The organism is Bordetella petrii, assembly GCF_017356245.1.
GTDB lineage: Bacteria > Pseudomonadota > Gammaproteobacteria > Burkholderiales > Burkholderiaceae_B > Bordetella_A > Bordetella_A petrii_D.
On record NZ_JAFMZZ010000001.1, the window covers coordinates 422,948 to 440,432 of the forward strand.

At 68.0% G+C, this 17,485-nt stretch carries 16 protein-coding genes; 5 read left to right on the top strand and 11 right to left on the bottom strand.

The annotated features are described in order from the left end of the window. Positions 1–156: 156 nt before the first annotated feature. The gene (locus tag J2P76_RS02105; RefSeq protein ID WP_207404169.1) at positions 157–1,203 is read right to left on the bottom strand and encodes a CDP-6-deoxy-delta-3,4-glucoseen reductase; all 1,047 of its coding nucleotides are present in this window, start codon (positions 1,201–1,203) and stop codon (positions 157–159) included. Positions 1,204–1,414: 211 nt separating this feature from the next. Between J2P76_RS02105 and sugE the strand changes: the two genes are divergently transcribed. Then, positions 1,415–1,729, top strand: coding sequence for a quaternary ammonium compound efflux SMR transporter SugE (gene sugE / locus J2P76_RS02110; RefSeq protein ID WP_207404170.1), 315 nt, complete (start codon positions 1,415–1,417; stop codon positions 1,727–1,729). Between the two features lie 13 nt (positions 1,730–1,742). Here the strand turns inward: sugE and J2P76_RS02115 are convergent, their stop codons facing one another. The 10 genes from J2P76_RS02115 to J2P76_RS02160 form a co-directional block, all read right to left on the bottom strand. Beyond that, positions 1,743–2,615 (bottom strand): MOSC domain-containing protein, encoded by an 873-nt coding sequence (locus J2P76_RS02115; RefSeq protein WP_207409084.1) that lies wholly within the window; start codon positions 2,613–2,615, stop codon positions 1,743–1,745. 67 nt (positions 2,616–2,682) lie between these two features. Then, a complete protein-coding gene (locus tag J2P76_RS02120) occupies positions 2,683–3,591 on the bottom strand; it encodes a GntR family transcriptional regulator (RefSeq protein ID WP_207404171.1) in 909 nt (302 codons plus the stop codon). A gap of 4 nt (positions 3,592–3,595) precedes the next feature. Beyond that, positions 3,596–4,651 (bottom strand): 4-hydroxythreonine-4-phosphate dehydrogenase PdxA, encoded by a 1,056-nt coding sequence (gene pdxA, locus J2P76_RS02125; RefSeq protein WP_207404172.1) that lies wholly within the window; start codon positions 4,649–4,651, stop codon positions 3,596–3,598. Beyond that, positions 4,648–5,862: a D-threonate kinase gene (gene dtnK / locus J2P76_RS02130; RefSeq protein WP_207404173.1), complete on the bottom strand. Its 1,215-nt coding sequence runs from the start codon at positions 5,860–5,862 to the stop codon at positions 4,648–4,650. The genes pdxA and dtnK overlap by 4 nt, the downstream gene beginning before the upstream one ends. 2 nt (positions 5,863–5,864) lie before the next feature. Then, complete coding sequence (locus tag J2P76_RS02135) at positions 5,865–6,890, bottom strand: 2-keto-3-deoxygluconate permease (RefSeq protein ID WP_207404174.1); 1,026 nt, start codon at positions 6,888–6,890, stop codon at positions 5,865–5,867. Positions 6,891–7,096: 206 nt separating this feature from the next. After that, on the bottom strand, positions 7,097–8,020 hold the full coding sequence (gene thpD, locus J2P76_RS02140) for an ectoine hydroxylase (RefSeq protein ID WP_207404175.1): 924 nt from the start codon (positions 8,018–8,020) through the stop codon (positions 7,097–7,099). Between the two features lie 17 nt (positions 8,021–8,037). After that, the gene (locus J2P76_RS02145) at positions 8,038–8,439 is read right to left on the bottom strand and encodes an ectoine synthase (RefSeq protein WP_207404176.1); all 402 of its coding nucleotides are present in this window, start codon (positions 8,437–8,439) and stop codon (positions 8,038–8,040) included. Further along, positions 8,436–9,743: a diaminobutyrate--2-oxoglutarate transaminase gene (ectB, locus tag J2P76_RS02150; RefSeq protein WP_207404177.1), complete on the bottom strand. Its 1,308-nt coding sequence runs from the start codon at positions 9,741–9,743 to the stop codon at positions 8,436–8,438. The genes J2P76_RS02145 and ectB overlap by 4 nt, the downstream gene beginning before the upstream one ends. 109 nt (positions 9,744–9,852) lie before the next feature. After that, entirely contained in the window at positions 9,853–10,413 is a 561-nt protein-coding gene (gene ectA / locus J2P76_RS02155) for a diaminobutyrate acetyltransferase (protein WP_207404178.1), read from the bottom strand. Then, positions 10,410–10,955 carry a MarR family winged helix-turn-helix transcriptional regulator gene (locus tag J2P76_RS02160; protein ID WP_207404179.1) on the bottom strand — a complete coding sequence of 182 codons (546 nt, stop codon included), beginning with the start codon at positions 10,953–10,955 and terminating at the stop codon, positions 10,410–10,412. Before J2P76_RS02160 ends, ectA begins: the two co-directional genes overlap by 4 nt. Positions 10,956–11,244: 289 nt before the next feature. Here J2P76_RS02160 and J2P76_RS02165 point away from each other — a divergent pair, with 289 nt between their 5' ends. From J2P76_RS02165 to J2P76_RS02180, 4 genes are all read left to right on the top strand, one after another. Further along, a complete protein-coding gene (locus J2P76_RS02165; RefSeq protein ID WP_242697432.1) occupies positions 11,245–12,192 on the top strand; it encodes a MurR/RpiR family transcriptional regulator in 948 nt (315 codons plus the stop codon). 73 nt (positions 12,193–12,265) lie between these two features. After that, entirely contained in the window at positions 12,266–13,606 is a 1,341-nt protein-coding gene (locus J2P76_RS02170) for an aspartate aminotransferase family protein (RefSeq protein ID WP_207404180.1), read from the top strand. A 118-nt stretch (positions 13,607–13,724) separates the two neighbouring features. Beyond that, positions 13,725–14,735, top strand: coding sequence for a TAXI family TRAP transporter solute-binding subunit (locus J2P76_RS02175; RefSeq protein ID WP_207404182.1), 1,011 nt, complete (start codon positions 13,725–13,727; stop codon positions 14,733–14,735). A 126-nt stretch (positions 14,736–14,861) separates the two neighbouring features. Next, positions 14,862–17,474 (top strand): TRAP transporter permease, encoded by a 2,613-nt coding sequence (locus tag J2P76_RS02180; RefSeq protein WP_207404184.1) that lies wholly within the window; start codon positions 14,862–14,864, stop codon positions 17,472–17,474. The last annotated feature ends 11 nt before the right edge of the window (positions 17,475–17,485 follow it).

Below are 17,485 nucleotides of genomic sequence, written 5' to 3' on the forward strand. Positions count from 1 at the left end.
CCGCAGCGGGACAGGCCCCCTGCTGTCGCGGCTCGATCCGATCGAGGTGTCGGTGCGGCAGTTTACAGCGCCGGGCCGGCCCCGCCTATAACATAAAAGAAGGGCCGGTATCCATTTGCACCTGGAAGTTTCCTGGCCGTGCGCCACCGACCTGCCTCAGGTACCCGTGCGGGCCAGGTCGGCCTCGGAGGTGAACGCATCGGCATAGAACTCGTCGGCCGGCAGGCCGCATTGCGCCGTGAACTCGCGCCTTGCGGCATCCACCATGGGCGGCGCGCCGCAGGCGTACACCTGGTGGCCCGACAAGTCTGGCAGATCTTGTAGCACGGCCTCGTGCACATAGCCGGTGCGGCCGGTCCAGCCGTCTTCGGGCAGGCCGTCGGAAACCACCGGCACATAGCGGAAGCCGGGCAAGGTCTGGGCCCACGATTGCGCCAGCTCGTGCATGTACAGGTCGCGCGGGCGGCGCCCGCCCCAGTACAGGACGGCCGGGCGGCGGATGCCGTGGTGCGCCATGTGTTCGACGATGGCCTTGACGGGAGCGAAACCGGTGCCGCTGGCCAGCAGGACAATGGGCTTGTCGGAGTCTTCGCGCAGGAAAAACGAGCCGAAGGGCCCTTCCAGGCGCAGGATTTCGCGCACTTTCATCTGGGTGGCGCCGGCGCCGAATACATGGTCGGTGAACACGCCGCCGGGCATGTGCCGGACATGCAATTCGAGCGGGCTGCCGGTGTGCGGCGCGCAGGCCATCGAGTAGCTGCGGCGCTTGCCGTCTTTCAGGATGACCTCGATGTACTGCCCCGCGTAGTAGCGGAACGGATCGGCCGCCGGCAGCTGCAGGCGCAGCACGGTGACATCGGGCGCGGCCAGATCCATGGCCTGCACCCGGGCGGGCAGCTTGCGTATCTGGATGTCGCTGGCCAGCCGGACTTCGGTGGATTCAACCACCAGGTCGGATTGCGGCCGCGCCTGGCAGAACAGCGTGTAGCCCTGCGCCAGTTCTTCGGGGGAAAGGATCTGGGCAGGGTATTCGCCGGCGTCGACCTGCCCCGACACGACCTTGCCCTTGCAAGTGGAACATGCGCCGTTGCGGCAGCTGTATGGCAGCACGATGCCCGCGGCCAGCGCGGCGTCGAGGACTGTCTGGCCAGCCTCGACCGGAAACTGATGCTGGCTGGGCTGTACGGTGACCTGGAAACTCATGGGTACCATCTACAAAAAAGCGATGCGCGGCGCCGGCGCCGCGGCCGCTAAAAAAAGCCCGGCCGCGCCCGGCGGTCAATTTGCTATTCTATAATTTTTACTGCTCCGGGACGGCCCGGGGCGGCCGCCGGCCCTGCTGCCGGCTGCTTTCCTACCCGGGGACGGCCCCATCGCCGGCAAACATGCCGGCCCTTGTTGAAAGGGGCATTCCATGACCTGGGTCATTCTCATACTGGCGGGGCTGTTCGAAGTGGTGTGGGCCGTCGGCCTGAAGTACACCCACGGCTTTACGCGCCTGGTTCCTTCCGTCGTCACGCTGGCCGGCATGCTGGTCAGCTTCTGGCTGCTGTCGTTGGCCATGAAAAGCCTGCCGCTGGGCACGGCCTACGCGGTCTGGGTGGGCATCGGCGCGCTGGGCGCCTTTGTGGCCGGCATCGTGCTGTTTGGCGAAACGCTCAGCGTCATGCGCGTGGTCAGCGTGCTGCTGATCGCCGCGGGGCTCATTGGCCTGAAGCTGTCGTCCTGAGCCCGCGCCGGTTTCAGAAATCCAGTTCGACCCGGGCGGCATCGCCCACGCGCAGGCGCGCGCCGGCCGGAGCGTCGACGATGGCATTCTGGCCAAACACCACGCCGATCTCGAACTGGCGGTAAACGGCCAGCGTGCGGCCCGGCTCGTCGTAACGCTGGGCGGTAAGCTGGTCGATATTGGGCATGGGGCAGCGCGTGCACGGCTTGACCAGCGCCATGCTGACCTGCCCCACCGTCAGCATGGCGGTGTGGTCTTCGTCGTACGCTTCCCACTCGCCCTGGATGACGATGTTGGGCCGGAAGCGGTTCATGGGCACCGCCGGCTGGCCTTGCGCGGCCAGGCGGGCGTTCAGGTCGTCCAGCGACGCCTGGTTGGCGATCAGCAAGGGAAACCCATCGGCAAAGCCGAATACATGCTCGCCGGCGAAGGTTTCGGCCAGATCGGGATGCGCGCCACGCCAACGCTCGACCCATTCCGCCCGCGCGGGGCGCTGCGCCTGCGCGTCCAGCTTGACCAGCACGCAGTCCAGGCCCAGCACCCGGCTGAGCCAGGCAGCCGCCTCGGCGCTTTCATCGCGCGCGGGCACGCTGTCTTTCCAGACCGTGACCGGACGCGCCGTGGCGGCCAGTTGCGAACCGTCGAACGGCACGCGCAGCACAGGCATGTCGGGCGCGCGCAGCTCCAGGCTGTCGGCCGTGATGACCGGGCGGATCAGGGCCATGGCGGGCCACTGGCGCTGCGTCATGAACTGGCCCTGCGCGGTCAGGATCATCCAGCGCCGGTCGCCCGCCAGGCCGGCGCGGTCGATGGGCGATTCGGCCAGGTCGATGGCGGCACAGGATTTGACGGGATAGATGTGCAGGCTGGCGATGCGTGCAGTCATGGCGGCGCGGGCGTTGAACGGGCGGGTGCCAAGCATAGCACCCGCACCGGCCTGCCCGGCCGGGCGTTCAGGCGTCCGGAGCGCCGCGCCGCAGGCGGCGCACGGCGTCCAGGGCGGCGTCCAGCGCCGCCTCGACCGACTCCAGCGATCCGATTGAACCGGCCGGCTGCGCTGCCGCCGCAGGCCCGGCAGCAGCCGCGTCCGGCAAGGCGGCATGGATGTGCTCGCCGGCCGGGCTGACGTCCACATCGAACACCAGCTTTTCGGCGCGGTGCCAGGTCGTGAACCATTCGAGGGGCTGGCCGTGCTGGTCGAAGCCCTGCCCTTCCAGCATCAGCAACGGACTGCCGGCCGGCACTTGCAGCGCGCCGGCCAGCGCGGCGTCGGCTCCCACGGCGCGGATGCGGTTGCGGCCCCGGCCCGGATGCAGGCCGAAGCGCTGCGCCAGGGTACGGTGCAGCGAGGTGTCTTGCAGATGGTCGGCGCACAGCCCCGGCAGGCGCGCACGCGGCAGCCAGGTGCGTACGAAGGCCAGCGGCTCGTCGTCGACACGGCGCAGGCGCTCGAGCAGCAGCGTGTCGTCCGAGCCGAAGAAAGCGGCCACCTCGGGCGGCGGCGCGGCCGGCTCGCAGCGCAGCACGCGCGTCAGCAGCGCGGTGCCCGTGTGGGCGAATTGCTCGAACAGCCCTGTGGAACGCTGCACCATGCGCCGGTGCTCCAGCGGGGGCGCCACGGTGGGCGCGCGGCCGGGATCGCGGCGGATGAGACCTTCGGCCACCAGCGCCGCCAACGCCTGCCGCACCACGCTGCGCGCCACGCCGAACTGCCTGCACAGCGCGGCTTCGCTGGGCAGCATCGTGCCCGGTGCCCACTGGTGGCCGCGGATATCGCGGCGCAGTGCCTGGGCAACTTGCGCATGCAGGGGGTCGCCGCTGGATCGGTCGAGCGGTGCGGCGGGTTCGGCGGACGACGCCATGGGATCAGCCTCCGGTGGTGGAGCGCGCAGTTTCCCATACATGCGACCAGCCCGTGGCCAGATGCGCGGCCCGCTCGGCCGCCAGCACCAGGCTGTCTTCGCGCGCCACCCCCTGCCCCGCGATGTCGAAGGCCGTGCCGTGGTCGACCGAGACGCGCACTACCGGCAGGCCCACGGTGATATTGACGCCATCGTCGCCGTACACGGACTTGAACGGGGCATGCCCCTGGTCGTGGTAGCAGGCAATGACGAACTTCCACTTGCCGCGCACCGCCTGCGGAAACAGCGCGTCGGCCGGGATGGGCCCGGCCGCGCGGATGCCGGCCGCATTGGCCTCGGCCACGGCGGGCGCCAGGATGTCGGCGTCTTCCGTGCCGAAGATGCCGTTCTCGCCGGCGTGCGGGTTCAGCCCCGCCACCGCCACCGGCTCGTCGGCGCGGCCCAGCGCCTGCGCGAACGAGCCGGCCAGCCGCAGCACGGCCCGCATGCGCTGCGGGGTGACGTCTTCGATGGCCTGGCGCAGCGACACATGGGTGGTGGCATGGAAGATGTACAGGTCGCCGGCCGACAGCACCAGCGAAAACGTCTTGACGCCGAACTCATGCGCCAGCAATTCGGTATGGCCGGGCCATTTGTGGCCGGCCAGGTGCATGGCGGCCTTGTTCAGCGGCGCCGTGACGATGCCGTCGATGCGGCCCTCGCGCGCCAGCGCGCACGCCGTGGTGACGAAGCGCACCGACCCGTCGCCCGCATCGGCGCTCAGTTCGCCCAGCGGCACGTGCTCCAGCGACGGCCCGGCCTGGATGACTTCGATGATGCCCGGCGTATTCTGGACCTGCTCGGGCCCCTCGACCACCTTTACGCGCGCGGCGTCAGCGCCCAGCGCCTGAGCGGCCTTGCGCAGCGCCGCGGCATCGCCCACCACCACCAGCCGCGCGCGCTGGCGCAGGTCGTCGTGGCCCAGCAGCATCTTGGCCGTGATTTCCGGCCCGATGCCGGCCACGTCGCCCAGGGTCACGGCCAGGGTCGGAATGCGGGAAGGCGTTGCGTCTTGCGTCATGCTTGGAATCTCCGTTCGCGGACCGCGCTGGCGGCCCGGATCAATACATCGTCGGCGCCGAAGCCGCCGGCCTTGGTCACGATGGGCAGCCCTGCGGCCGGCCCGCCGGTCAGGGTGCCCAAGGGCACGCCGCCGGTCACTTCATCCACCAGCGCGATGCCGCCGGCCTGCAGAGCCGCCAGCACGGCGCTGGCGCCGTCGCCGCCGGTGGCCACCACCCCGGCGGCACCGCCGCCCAGGGTCAATTGTCCGGCCAGGCCGCCCAGGCGGGCCGCCACGGCATCCGAGTCCAGGCCGTCCAGCCTCCCTTCGGGCGCCAGCAACAGCAGCGTGGCTTGCGCCTGCGCCGCCGGCGCGGCCTGGACCACGCGCGCCGCCCAGTCGCGCCAGGCCGTGTCATCGGCCAGCTGCGCCAGCGTGGGCGACCAGCTTTGCGCCCCGCAGGCCTGCAGGGCCGCGGCCTGGCGTCGCGCGGCGCTATGCTGCGACGTCACCACCACGATCACCGTGCCCTGCGATTCGGCGCCGGCCCACAGCCGCGCCAACGGCGCGGCCAGCCCGCCCGATCCGACCGGCAGCGCGCGCTCGCCGAGCAGCACAATGGCGCACGCCAGGCGGTCCATGTCGGCCGGCGTTTGCGCATCCGCCACCACCACGGCGCCGGCCGCCAGGATGCGGTCGGCCAGCGCGCGCGGGGTTTCGCCGTCGATCACGGGCAACGGCGCGCCGCCCAGCAGCGTGGGAATATGGCTTTCAGTAACGGGCGTGACCGGATCGGTGGCCGACGAGGTTTCGGTAACCGGCCGGCCGTCCACATACAGAATGCCGTCGCGCACGGTGCGCCCCGTGGCCGGGAAGGCCGGGCACACCACCGCGATGGCGTCGTCGCGCCATGCCTGGCGCGCCGCGTCGATCTCGGCCTTGAAAGCGCCGCGCAAGGTCGAATCCACTTTTTTGTACAGGCGGCGCACCCCGGCCGCGCGCAAGGCGGCCACATCGTCACGCACCACGGCTGCGGCCTGCGGTCCCGGCAGCGGCCGGCTGTGCGTGGTCACCGCGATGACCTCGGCACGGCCGGCAGCCGGGTCGGCCAGCGCCTGGCCGGCCCGCCCCACCGACAATTGCGTGGGCCAGCCCGCGCGCACGAATTGCACGGCGGTATCGCCCGACCCGGTCAGGTCGTCGGCGACGATGGCGATGAAAGCAGCCACGCTCAGACCCTCGCCTCGGGCGCCGGCTCGAGCTCGCCCATGGCAATGGCCACGTCGTCAGCCGGCTTCAGCTCGCCGGCCCGCTTCAGGAAGTACGAAGCCAGCAGCGGAGCCAGGATCGAGCTGATCAGCACGCAGGCGGCGACCTGCGCCGTGGCGGTGCCGACGTACTGCTGCAGCGACGGGTCGGCCGCCGCCACCACGGCCGGAGTGGCGATCGCGTTGCCCGCCGTGGTGCCCGCGGCAAAGCCGATGCCGCTCTTGCCGCCGCGGCGCAGAATGTAGCGGTAGCCCAGGTAGACCAGGAAGCCGGTGACGGGGCTGATCAGCAGGCCCAGCACCAGGCCGGTCATGCCGCCGGACACGACGGCGGCCAGGTTGATGCCGGTGCCCAGCGCAAAGGCGAAGAACGGAATCACGATGTTCGGCACCGGCTTGAGCACGTTGCGCCATTGCACATCCAGGTTGCCCACCACCACGCCCAGCAGGAACGGCACCAGCGCGGCGACCAGCGCCGTCACGGGAATATCGGCCAGGCCCGAGGCCCCCAGGAACAACAGGCTGAAGAAGGGACCATCGTTCACTGCGCTGGCCACGTAGGCCCCGCGGTCGCGGCTGTCGCCGTACTGCCCGGTGTAGGCCAGCCACAGGCCGCCGTTGCTGTTGTCGAAAGCCGCCAGCATCGCCAGGATCGACACGCCCAGGATGCCGTCCAGGCCCACGTAGCTGCCCAGCAGCACGATGAGCGTGGCCGGCACCAGCGTCTTCATCAGCAAAATGGTGCCCGCGGTGGCCAGGATGGGACCGCCGGTGCGCATGTTGACCTGCGTGCCGGTGGCGAAGATAAGCAGCGCGATCAGGGGCAGCGCGCTGTTCTTGAACAGCGCGGTGGTGAAGCCGCCGATGGCCAGGGCGTCGGGCGCGAAGGTGCCGATGATCGAGCCGAGGATCAGCGGCAGCAGCATCAGCCCGCCCGGCACTTTCATCATGGCCGAGAACATGGGGAAGCGGGAAACTTCAGTATTCATGAGTCGTGTCTCCAGTACCTTTTATCAGGGGGCCGGCTGGCCCGGGGGGAAATCCGGATGGCGTGAAAGGCGCTAGTGTACATCGATACGTACAAGCTGTACGTACAGAAAATTCCACCATCCGGCAGACATCTGGCCCGCCAAAACAAAAGCCCCGGGGCGGCGGGCCCCGGGGCTGGGTACGGCAGGCGCCTCGCGGCGCCGCGTCATTCCACCAGCTTGAGCTTGTCGAGCGGAGTCACCGCCTTGAAGGCCTTGCGGGTGGCAATGTGCTCGGGCCGCGGATCCAGCCCGTACTTGGGCGGGTTCAGCGTGTTCTCCATGCTGTTGTAGACCATGAACACATTGGCGCGCGGCCACGGCGAGATGTTGCTGTTCGAGCCATGCATGGTGTTGCAGTCGAAGAACACCACCGAGCCGGCCTTGGCCATCATGGTGCGGATGCCGCCCTGCTCGACCAGCAGCTGCAGGCTGACGGGATCCGGCACGCCGTATTCCTGCTTTTTGAGCGACTGCTTGTAGTGGTCGCGCGGCGTTTCGCCCACGCACGAGATGAATTGCCGGTGCGAGCCGGGCACCAGCATCAGCGGGCCGTTGCATTCATTGTTGTCGCTGAGCAGCACCGAGCAGCTGAGCGCGCGCATCGCCGGCATGCCGTCTTCGACATGCCAGGTTTCGAAGTCGGAATGCCAGTAGAACTCTTTGCCTTTGAAACCGGGCTTCATGTTCGCGCGCGACTGGTGGATGTACACCTCGGACCCCAGCAGCTGGCGCGCCACATTGGCCAGCCGCGGATCGCGGGTCAGGCGCGCGAGCATGGGGTTGAGCACATGCACCATGAAGATCGAGCGCACGGCATTGCTGCCCGGCTCGGTAATGGCCTCTTCGCGGCGCACGATGGCGGGGTCGCGCGTCATGCGCTCGACTTCGCCGATCAGGGCCTGCACTTCTTCGGCGGAAAAGACGTTTTCCAGCAGCAGGAAGCCGTCGCGGTCGTAGTTCTGGACTTGCTCGGCCGACAATGCGTCGGCGTACTTGCCGTCGCCATGGACCACCGGGTCCTGGCGGGCGATGATGGCGGAACTTCGATCCGTACGCGAGGCGTACGGATCCTGGGCAGGTGAGATCATGATCAGCCTCCTTGCTCTCAGGCCGCTTGCGCTTCGGCGGGCAGCGCGTAGACGCCTTCGGCGTCGTGCACTTCCTGGCCGGTCAGCGGCGGGTTGAATACGCAGATGACGCGCAGCGGCTCTTTGCCGCCGCACAGCCAGTGCTCGTCGTTCTCATTCAGGGCGTAGACCACGCCCGGCCCCAGCTCGTATTTCTTGCCGTCGGCAATCGTCTCGATGGAGCCGTCGCCTTCGATGCACCAGACCGCTTCAAGATGGTTCTTGTAGTGGATGTGCGTGCGTCCGCCGGGAAAAATGGTGGTCTCGTGAAACGAAAACCCCATGCCGTCCTTCTTCAGCAGCACGCGGCGGCTGACCCAGGTGTCGGTGCGGACTTCGTCCTGAGTTCCGATCACATCTTTCACATTGCGTACGATCATCGACGTTTTCCTCCAAATTTCAGAACACGGGCCGATTGGCCCGACTCGCCCAGCGCGTCGGCCACGGCGGCCTCGATGGTTTCCAGGCCGCGGGTCAGCAGTTCGTCTTCGATAGTCAGGGCCGGCAGCAGCTTCAGGACTTCGTCCTGCGCGCCCGAGGTTTCGATGACGACGCCGCGCTTGAACGCCTGCTGCGCGATTCGGTTGGCCAGCGCCGGCTCGGCCGTGGCCACCAGACCCTGGATCAGGCCGCGTCCGCGCACGGCCAGGCCGGCGTTGGGATAGCTGTGCGCCAGGTTTTCCAGCCAGTCGCGCACCAGGCGCTCTTTGCGCTGCACTTCGGTCGAGAAGGCATCGCTGGACCAGTAGGTGTCGAGCGCCTGCGTGGCCGTGACGAAGGCCAGGTTGTTGCCGCGGAAGGTGCCGCTGTGCGCGCCGGGCTTCCAGATGTCGAGTTCGGGCTTCATCAGCACCAGCGACATGGGCAGGCCGAAACCCGACAGGGATTTCGACAGCGTGATGATGTCGGGGCGGATGCCGGCCGATTCGAAGCTGAAGAAGCTGCCGGTACGGCCGCAGCCCACCTGGATGTCATCGACGATCAACAGCATGTCGTGGCGGCGGCAGAGTTTTTCCAGCTCTTTGAGCCAGCGCAGCGTGGCGACGTTGACGCCGCCTTCGCCCTGCACCGTCTCGACGATGACGCCGGCCGGCTTGTCCAGGCCGCTGCTGGGGTCTTCCAGCATGCGCTCGAGATAGGCGATGGTGTCGACGTCGGGGCCGAAATAGCCGTCATACGGCATGAAGCTGGTGTTGCCCAGCGCATAGCCGGCCGCGTCGCGGAACTTCATGTTGGCCGTCGCGGCCAGCGAGCCGCCGCTGACGCCGTGGAATCCGTGCGTGAACGAGATGATGTTGGAACGGCCCTTGACCTGGCGCGCGATCTTCAGCGCCGCCTCGACCGCATTGGTGCCGGTCGGCCCCGTGAACTGCAGGGTGTACTGCCAGTTGCGCGGCTTGAGCAGCACGCGGTCGACCGCTTCCAGGAATTGCTTCTTGGCGCTGGTGGCCATGTCCAGGCCGTGCACCACGCCGTCGGCTTCCAGGTATTCGAGCAGCTTTTCCTTGAAGACAGGATTGTTGTGGCCGTAGTTCAAGGTGCCTGCGCCGCTGAAGAAGTCGATGTACTCGCCACCTTCCTCATCGATCAGGACCGAGCCGCGCGCCTGATTGAATATCACCGGAAACGACCGGATGTAGCCACGCACCTCCGACTCCATCCGGTCAAAGATTTTCAAGTCCATAGAATCCTCCCTTCATTTCGTGAATTGACAGACACAGAGGCCACCCATGCCCATGCGGGCGTGAAGCCAGACTGCGTCCCGGTTCGACAGGCCGCCGGCCTGCAAGCCCCTAGTGGGGCGGCAGGGTGAACGGGCCTATCTTCAACAACATCTCGTCGTCGTGGTCGGCACCGCCGAACAGCTGCCGGTCGAAAAAAGGCTGCTCGGAGATGTGCGCGCCCAGCTCGCCGGCCAGGCCGGCGAAGGTGCGGCGCGAAGCCTGGTTGTCAGGCCCCACCGTGGTTTCAAGATGACGAACATGCCCGAGCTCTTTGCGCTGCAAGAGTTCGCGTAGCATGGCGCGGCCCAACCGTTGGCCGCGTGCGCGGGAATGCACGGCAACCTGCCAGACGAAAATGACGTCGGGCCGGGCTGGCGGCAAATATGCGGAGATGAACCCATCGATGCGGCCGCCGGCGCTTTCGGCCACCACGCAGGTGGCGCTGAAGTGCTCGCACAGCAGCAGATAGGCGTACAGGGAATTGACGTCGAGCGGGGGGCACTCGGACACCAGGCGGTGCAGCGCGGCGCCATCGGTGCGGCGCGGCGCGCGTAATTGCAGGCGCTGGGAAGCGGCGGCCGGCTGAACGGCCGTTGAAGGTTGGGGGGATCGCAGTTCTTGCCCCCTCATACGACCAACCCCGATTCGGGCGGCGCGCCGCCGGTGGGTACTTCGAGAATGGGCGAAGACACGTCGCCATGGGCCTCGACCGCGTGGCCTTCCTGTTCCATCAGGGTGACGATGCGTTCGAGCGACAGGGTGATGGTGGCCTGCTCGAGCTCGGGCAGCGCATTCAGCGCGTCGGCCAGGTGCTTTTGCAGCGGCGACGGCGCCTGCGAGGCCAGCTCGCGGCCGGCGTCGGTGGCCGACACGAACACGATGCGGCGATCTTCGCGGCCGCGCTCGCGGCGCACCAGGCCCTTGTCTTCGAGGCGGTCGAGAATGCCTACCACCGTGCTGGGGCTGACGTGGATTTCGCGGCTGATGGCCGTGGCCGTCAGGGGCCCGTTGGCGATGACCGTGCGCAGGCACATCAGCTGCGGCGCGGTGATGTGGCTGACCGCGGCGAGCTGGCGCGAATGCAGCGCGATCGAGCGCGTGATGCGGCGCAGGGCTCGCAAAATGCGCAGGTCGTACTGCTGGGACGGATCGGGCGTAGGCACGTTGTTCATGACTGAAAATAGTTCAGTAGGATTGATTTCTACTCAAATGATTCTACCCAGATAATATGCGCTCAACCCGCCCAGGTCAACCCAAAGCGCCAGGAAAATGTGAATAAATGCGTTCAGATTTCCTGAAGTTAATGAAAAATATGCGCTTTTAACAAAACACCCAGGAAATTTTTCTGCCCGCGGCTGCCGCAGCGCAGCAAGCTGCCGGCCGGGCCAGGGATTACCCTGATCCATGAAAAAACATATGTTTTTTATTTGAACGTCTATTTATCATGTGTTTTTTTCACGCCTGCCCCGCCCGACTGCCGTGCCGCCGCCCTCTCCGCCCCTGCTGGTGCTGCAACGCCTGCAAAGCCTGCTAGAACAACTGCCGCCCGAGCTGCAGCGCGCCGCCCACTGGGTGACCGACCATCCAGCCGAAGTCGGCCTGTGGTCGATGCGGCGCCAGGCGCAGGCCCTGGGCGTGGCGCCGGCCACCATGCTGCGCCTGGCGCGCGCGGCCGGCTACGACAGCTATGAAGATTTCCGCACGCCGTTCCAGCAGGCCCTGGCCGGCGAACGCCCGGCCAGCCTGCGCGAGCGCGCCGCCGAACTGCAGGCGGCGCAGGGCAGCGCCGGCGCATCCGGCCACGATGCGCTGACCGACCTGCAGGCGCGGGCCATCCAGTCGGTGTGCTCGCTGAACAGCTCGGCTGCGTTCGATGCCTCGGTCAAGACCCTGCTAGAGGCGCGTCAGGTAGGTTTCCTGGGCACGCGCTCGGCATTCGGCATTGCCTTCCAGATGCACTATGCGTACCAGCTGGTGCGGCGCAACAGCGTGCTGATCGATGGCCTGGGCGGACTGCAGGCCGAAACGGTCGACAACCTGCGCGACGGCGACGCCCTGATCGCGATTTCGCAGTCGCCCTACCCCACCGCCACGGTGCGCCTGGCCCGCCAGGCCGCCCAGCAGGGCGTGGCGGTCATCGCCCTGACCGATGATGCGCTGTCGCCGCTGGCGGTCGAGGCCCGCCATGCGCTGCTGTTCGAACGCCCCGACCGCGAAGGCGTGCGGCACCGGCCCGCGCAGCGCGGACCGGGGTCGTTCTTTCACACCACCGCCGGCCTGCTGGGCCTGGCCGAGCACCTGATCGCGCGCCTGACCGCGCGCGGCGGCGAAGAGGTGCTGAACCGCCTGAGCGAAATCGAGGACCGCATGCATGCCGACAAGGTGTTCTGGTCGGCTCCCACCGGGTAGCGGCCGCGCAGCGCCGCTGCCGCCCTGGCGACCCGCCCTTCCCTTTTTTCAGCCCATTGCCTGTACAACCGACATGAACACTACCCACGTATTCCACCGATCTTTGCGAACCACCCCGCCGGTGGCCGTGCGCGGCCAGGGCGCCTGGCTTTACGACAGCGCGGGCCGCGCGTACCTGGACGGATCCGGTGGCGCCGCGGTGTCGTGCCTGGGCCACAACCACCCCGACGTGCAGGCCGCCATGCATGCGCAGATCGACCAGCTGGCCTATGCGCACACCAGCTTCTTCACCACCGAGGTCGCCGAACGCCTGGCCGCGCAACTGGTGGCGGACGCGCCGGCGGGCACCAGCCACGCCTATTTCGTGTCGGGGGGGTCTGAAGCCGTCGAGGCCGCGCTGAAGATGGCGCGCCAGTACTTCGTCGAGATCGGCCAGCCGCAGCGCCGCCACATCATCGCGCGCCGCCAGAGCTATCATGGCAACACGCTGGGCGCCCTGGCCGTGGGCGGCAACGAATGGCGCCGCGCGCAGTTCAAGCCCCTGCTGATCGACGTGGCGCACGTCTCGCCCTGCTATGAATACCGCGACCGCGGCGCCGATGAGTCGCCCGAAGCCTATGGCGCGCGACTGGCGCAAGAGCTTGAAGACACTATCGTGAAACTGGGCGGCGACAGCGTGATGGCTTTCGTGGCCGAGCCCGTGGTGGGCGCCACGGCCGGCGCGCTGACCGCGGTGCCGGGCTATTTCAAGCGCATCCGCGAAGTCTGCGACCGCCACGGCGTGCTGCTGATCGCCGATGAAGTCATGTGCGGCATGGGCCGCACCGGCACTCTGTACGCTGTTGAACAGGAAGGCATTGTTCCCGACCTGATCACCATTGCCAAGGGCCTGGGCGGCGGCTACCAGCCGATCGGCGCGGTCATGGCGCAGGAAAAAATCGTGTCCGCCATGAGCGCGGGCACCGGATTCTTCCAGCACGGCCACACCTACCTGGGGCACGCCACGGCCTGCGCCGCCGCACTGGCCGTGCAGGACGTGATCCGCCGTGACGGCCTGCTGCAGCGCGTGCGCGACCAGGGCGCGGGCCTGCGCCAGCGGCTGCAGGCCGCGCTGGGCGAACACCCCCACGTGGGCGATATCCGCGGCCGCGGCCTGTTCATGGGCGTCGAACTGGTTGCCGACCGCGCCGCCAAACAGCCGTTCGACCCCGGCCATACCCTGCATGCGCGCATCAAGCGCGAGGCCATGGCCCGCGGCCTGATGGTGTATCCCATGGGCGGCACGATCGACGGCCGGCAGGGCGACCACGTACTGCTGGCGCCGCCGTTCATCGTATCGGACGACGAGCTGGATCAGCTCACCGAACGCCTGGCCGGCGCCATCGACGCGGCCATCGCGCAAATCCGCTCTTAGGCTTTACTGATGCTCCGGGGCACCAGCCCCGGCGCCATACGCCGCGCGTCCTGGCCCGGACGCGCCCATCGCCGGAAACACCGGTATTTCACGGGGAAAATCCTCAAAAGGAGTTTGTATGAGCAAGTCTGTCAAACACACCTTGGGCAACAACAAGAAAAAAACCTTGGGGCTGGCCGCCGCGTGCGCGGCCGTGGCCATGGCATTGGCCGCCCCGCTGCCCGCCGCGGCACAACAGAAGTTCGTAAGCATCGGCACCGGCGGCGTCACGGGCGTGTATTACGCCGCGGGCGGCGCGATCTGCCGGCTGGTCAATAAAGACCGCTCGTCGCACGGCATCCGCTGCTCGGTCGAATCCACCGGTGGCTCGGTGTTCAACGTGAACACCATCAAGGCCGGCGAGCTGGACCTGGGCGTGGTGCAGTCCGATGTCGGCTACAACGCCTACAACGGCGCCGGCCAGTTCAAGGACGCCGGCGAGTTCAAGAAGCTGCGCTCGGTCTTTTCGATCCATCCCGAGCCGTTCACCGTGGTGGCCCGCAAAGAGGCCAACATCAAGTCGTTCGAAGACTTCAAGGGCAAGCGCTTCAATGTGGGCAACCCGGGCTCGGGCACGCGCGCCTCGATGGAAGAGCTGCTGGCCACCATGGGCTGGACCCTGAAGGATTTCTCGCTGGCATCGGAGCTGCGGCCCGACGAGCACGGCTCGGCCCTGTGCGACGGCAAGATCGACGGCTTCTTCTATGGCGTGGGCCACCCGTCGGCCAACATCCAGGACCCGACCACCACCTGCGGCGCGCAGCTGGTGTCGCTGACCGGCCCGGCGGTGGACAAGCTGGTCGACAAGTACCCCTACTACGCCCACGCCACCATCCCCGGCGGGCTGTACCCCAACAACCCCAACGACACCAAGACCTATGGCGTGACGGCCACCTTCGTCACCTCGGCCGACGTGCCCGAGGAAACCGTCTACATCATCGTCAAAGCGGTGTTCGACAACCTGAACGATTTCAAGAAGCTGCACCCCGCCTTCGCGCACCTGAAAGCCGAAGACATGACCAAGAACGGCCTGTCGGCCCCGCTGCATCCGGGCGCCGAAAAATACTTCAAAGAAAAGGGCCTGCTGTAAACGTCCGCACGGCCCGGCCGCGCCGCCAGGCGCGGCCGGGCGCGGTTTCACCATGATGCCGGCGAGCGCGCCGCGCGCAGGCGCGGCGCGCTCCGGCCGGGCGTCCGAACACGCTGGGGAAATTCAATGAAGACCGAGCCGTCCACCACGACAGCCGATCTGGAGCAATTGGTCGCCGATGTCGACCGGGGCGGGCGCACGGCCGGCGGCGTCGCCGGCGCCACGCTTGCGCTGGGCGCATTGCTGTGGTCGCTGTTCCAGCTCTGGTATGCCTCGCCGCTGCCGTTCTCGTTCAGCTGGGGCATTTTCAACGACACCGAGGCCCGCGCCCTGCACCTGGGCATCGCCATGTTCCTGGGCTACCTGGCCTACCCGGCGCGCAAAAGCTCGCCGCGCGACCGCATGCCGTGGCACGACTGGGTGCTGGCCATCATCGCGGCATTCTGCGGCGCCTACCTGTTCCTGTTCTACAAGGAACTGGCCGGGCGCCCCGGCCAGCCCACCACCATGGACGTGGCCACGGCGGCCATCGGCCTGGTGCTGCTGCTGGAAGTCACGCGCCGTTCGCTGGGCCTGCCCATGACGGTGCTGGGCGCGGTGTTCGTGCTGTACGTGCTGGCCGGCCCCTGGCTGCCCGACGTGCTGGCGCACCGCGGCGCCTCGATCGAGCGCCTGGCCTCGCACATGTGGCTGACCACCGAAGGGGTGTACGGCGTGGCGCTGGGCGTGTCGGTGTCCTACATTTTCATCTTCGTGCTGCTGGGCTCGCTGCTGGACAAATGCGGCGCCGGCAACTACATGATGCAGGTCTCGTTCGCGTTGCTGGGCCACCTGCGCGGCGGCCCGGCCAAGGTGGCCGTGGTGTCGTCGGCCGTCAACGGCCTGGTGTCGGCCTCGTCGGTGGCCAACGTGGTCACGGGCGGCATCTTCACCATTCCGCTGATGAAAAAAGCGGGCTACGGCGGGATCCGGGCCGGCGCCATCGAGACCGCGTCATCGGTCAACGGCCAGATCATGCCGCCGGTGATGGGCGCCGCCGCGTTCCTGATGATCGAGTACGTGGGCATTCCGTATACCGACATCATCCGCCACGCCATCCTGCCCGCCTCGATCTCATACATTGCGCTGTTCTACATCGTGCACCTGGAAGCCCTGAAGCTGGGCATCCAGCCCATGATGTCGGCCGGCAAGCCGCGCACGCCGCTGCAGAAGCTGGCCGGCTGGGGCATGGGCATCTGCGGCACGCTGATCGTGATGGGCCTGGTGTACTGGATCGGCATGGGCGTCAAGGCCGTGGCCGGCGCCGCCGCCGTCTGGGTGCTGCTGGCGCTGCTGGTGGCGCTGGACGTCTGGCTGCTGCGCATCGCCGCCCGCCACCCCGACCTGCCCGAGGAAATCAGCGTCACCAATCCGGTGCGCCCCGAACCCTGGCCCACCGTGCGGGCGGGCCTGCATTTCCTGATCCCGATCGGGATCCTGGTGTGGTGCCTGAGCATCGAGGAACTGTCCGCCGGTCTGTCGGCCTTCTGGGCCGCGGTGGCAATGCTGGTGCAGATGGTCACGCAGCGGCCGCTGACGGCCTGGTTCCGCGGCCAGCCGACGGCGCCCGAACTGCGGCGCGGCTGGCGCGAGGCCATCGGCGGCCTGGAGGACGGCGCGCGCAACATGATCGGCATCGCCATCGCCTGCGGCACCGCCGGCCTGATCGTCGGCGCCATCACGCTGACCGGCCTGGGCCTGCGCATGACGGCCTTCGTCGAGCTGGTATCGATGGGCAACGTGCTGCTGATGCTGGTGTTCACGGCCGTGGTGTGCCTGATCCTGGGGCTGGGCATGCCCACCACCGCGAACTACATCCTGATGGCCACGCTGATGGCGCCGGTGGTCGTCGAGCTGGGCGCGCAGAACGGCCTGGTGATTCCGCTGATCGCGGTGCACATGTTCGTGTTTTATTACGGCATCATGGCCGACATCACGCCCCCCGTGGGCCTGGCCACTTTCGCGGCGGCGGCGATTTCAGGCGAAGACCCGATCAAGACCGGCATCCAGGGCACCACTTACGCCCTGCGCACCGCGGTGCTGCCGTTCATGTTCGTGTTCAACCCCCTGCTGCTGCTGATCGACGTGCACGGCTGGTGGGAACTGCTGCTGGTGGTGGGCGGCGCGACCCTGGCCTCGCTGACTTTCGCCGCGGCCACCCTGGGCTGGATGCGGGTGCGCTGCACGATGCTCGAGGTCGGCGTGCTGCTGCTGGTGACATTCATGCTGTTCCGCCCCGACTGGTTCATGAACCACCTGGCCGACAAGTATGAAAGCCGCCCGGCTGCCGAGTTGATGGCCACGGCGGGCGAACTGCCCGATGGCGGCCGGCTGGTGGCGGTGCTGCACGGCATGAACATCGAAGGCGACGAGCTCACCAAGACCGTGGCGGTGGCCCTGCCGGCCCTGCCCGAGGGCGACGCCAGCACCGGCGTGGCCGCCGGCCGCAAGCGCCTGAACGAAGCCGGCCTGATGGTCACCGCGCTGGGCGACCAGGTGCAGATCGGCGCCGTGCAGTTCGGCAGCCGGGCCCGCCGCGCGGGCTGGGAACAAGGCTGGGACGTGGTCGACGTCAAGGTGCCGAACCCGCACCGGCCGTCGGAGTTCTGGGTCTATGTGCCGGCCGTGCTGCTGCTGGCCCTGGTGTGGGCCATGCAGGGGCGCCGCGAGAAGCGGCAGAAGGGACTGGTGGCGGCCTGAGCCGCCGGGGG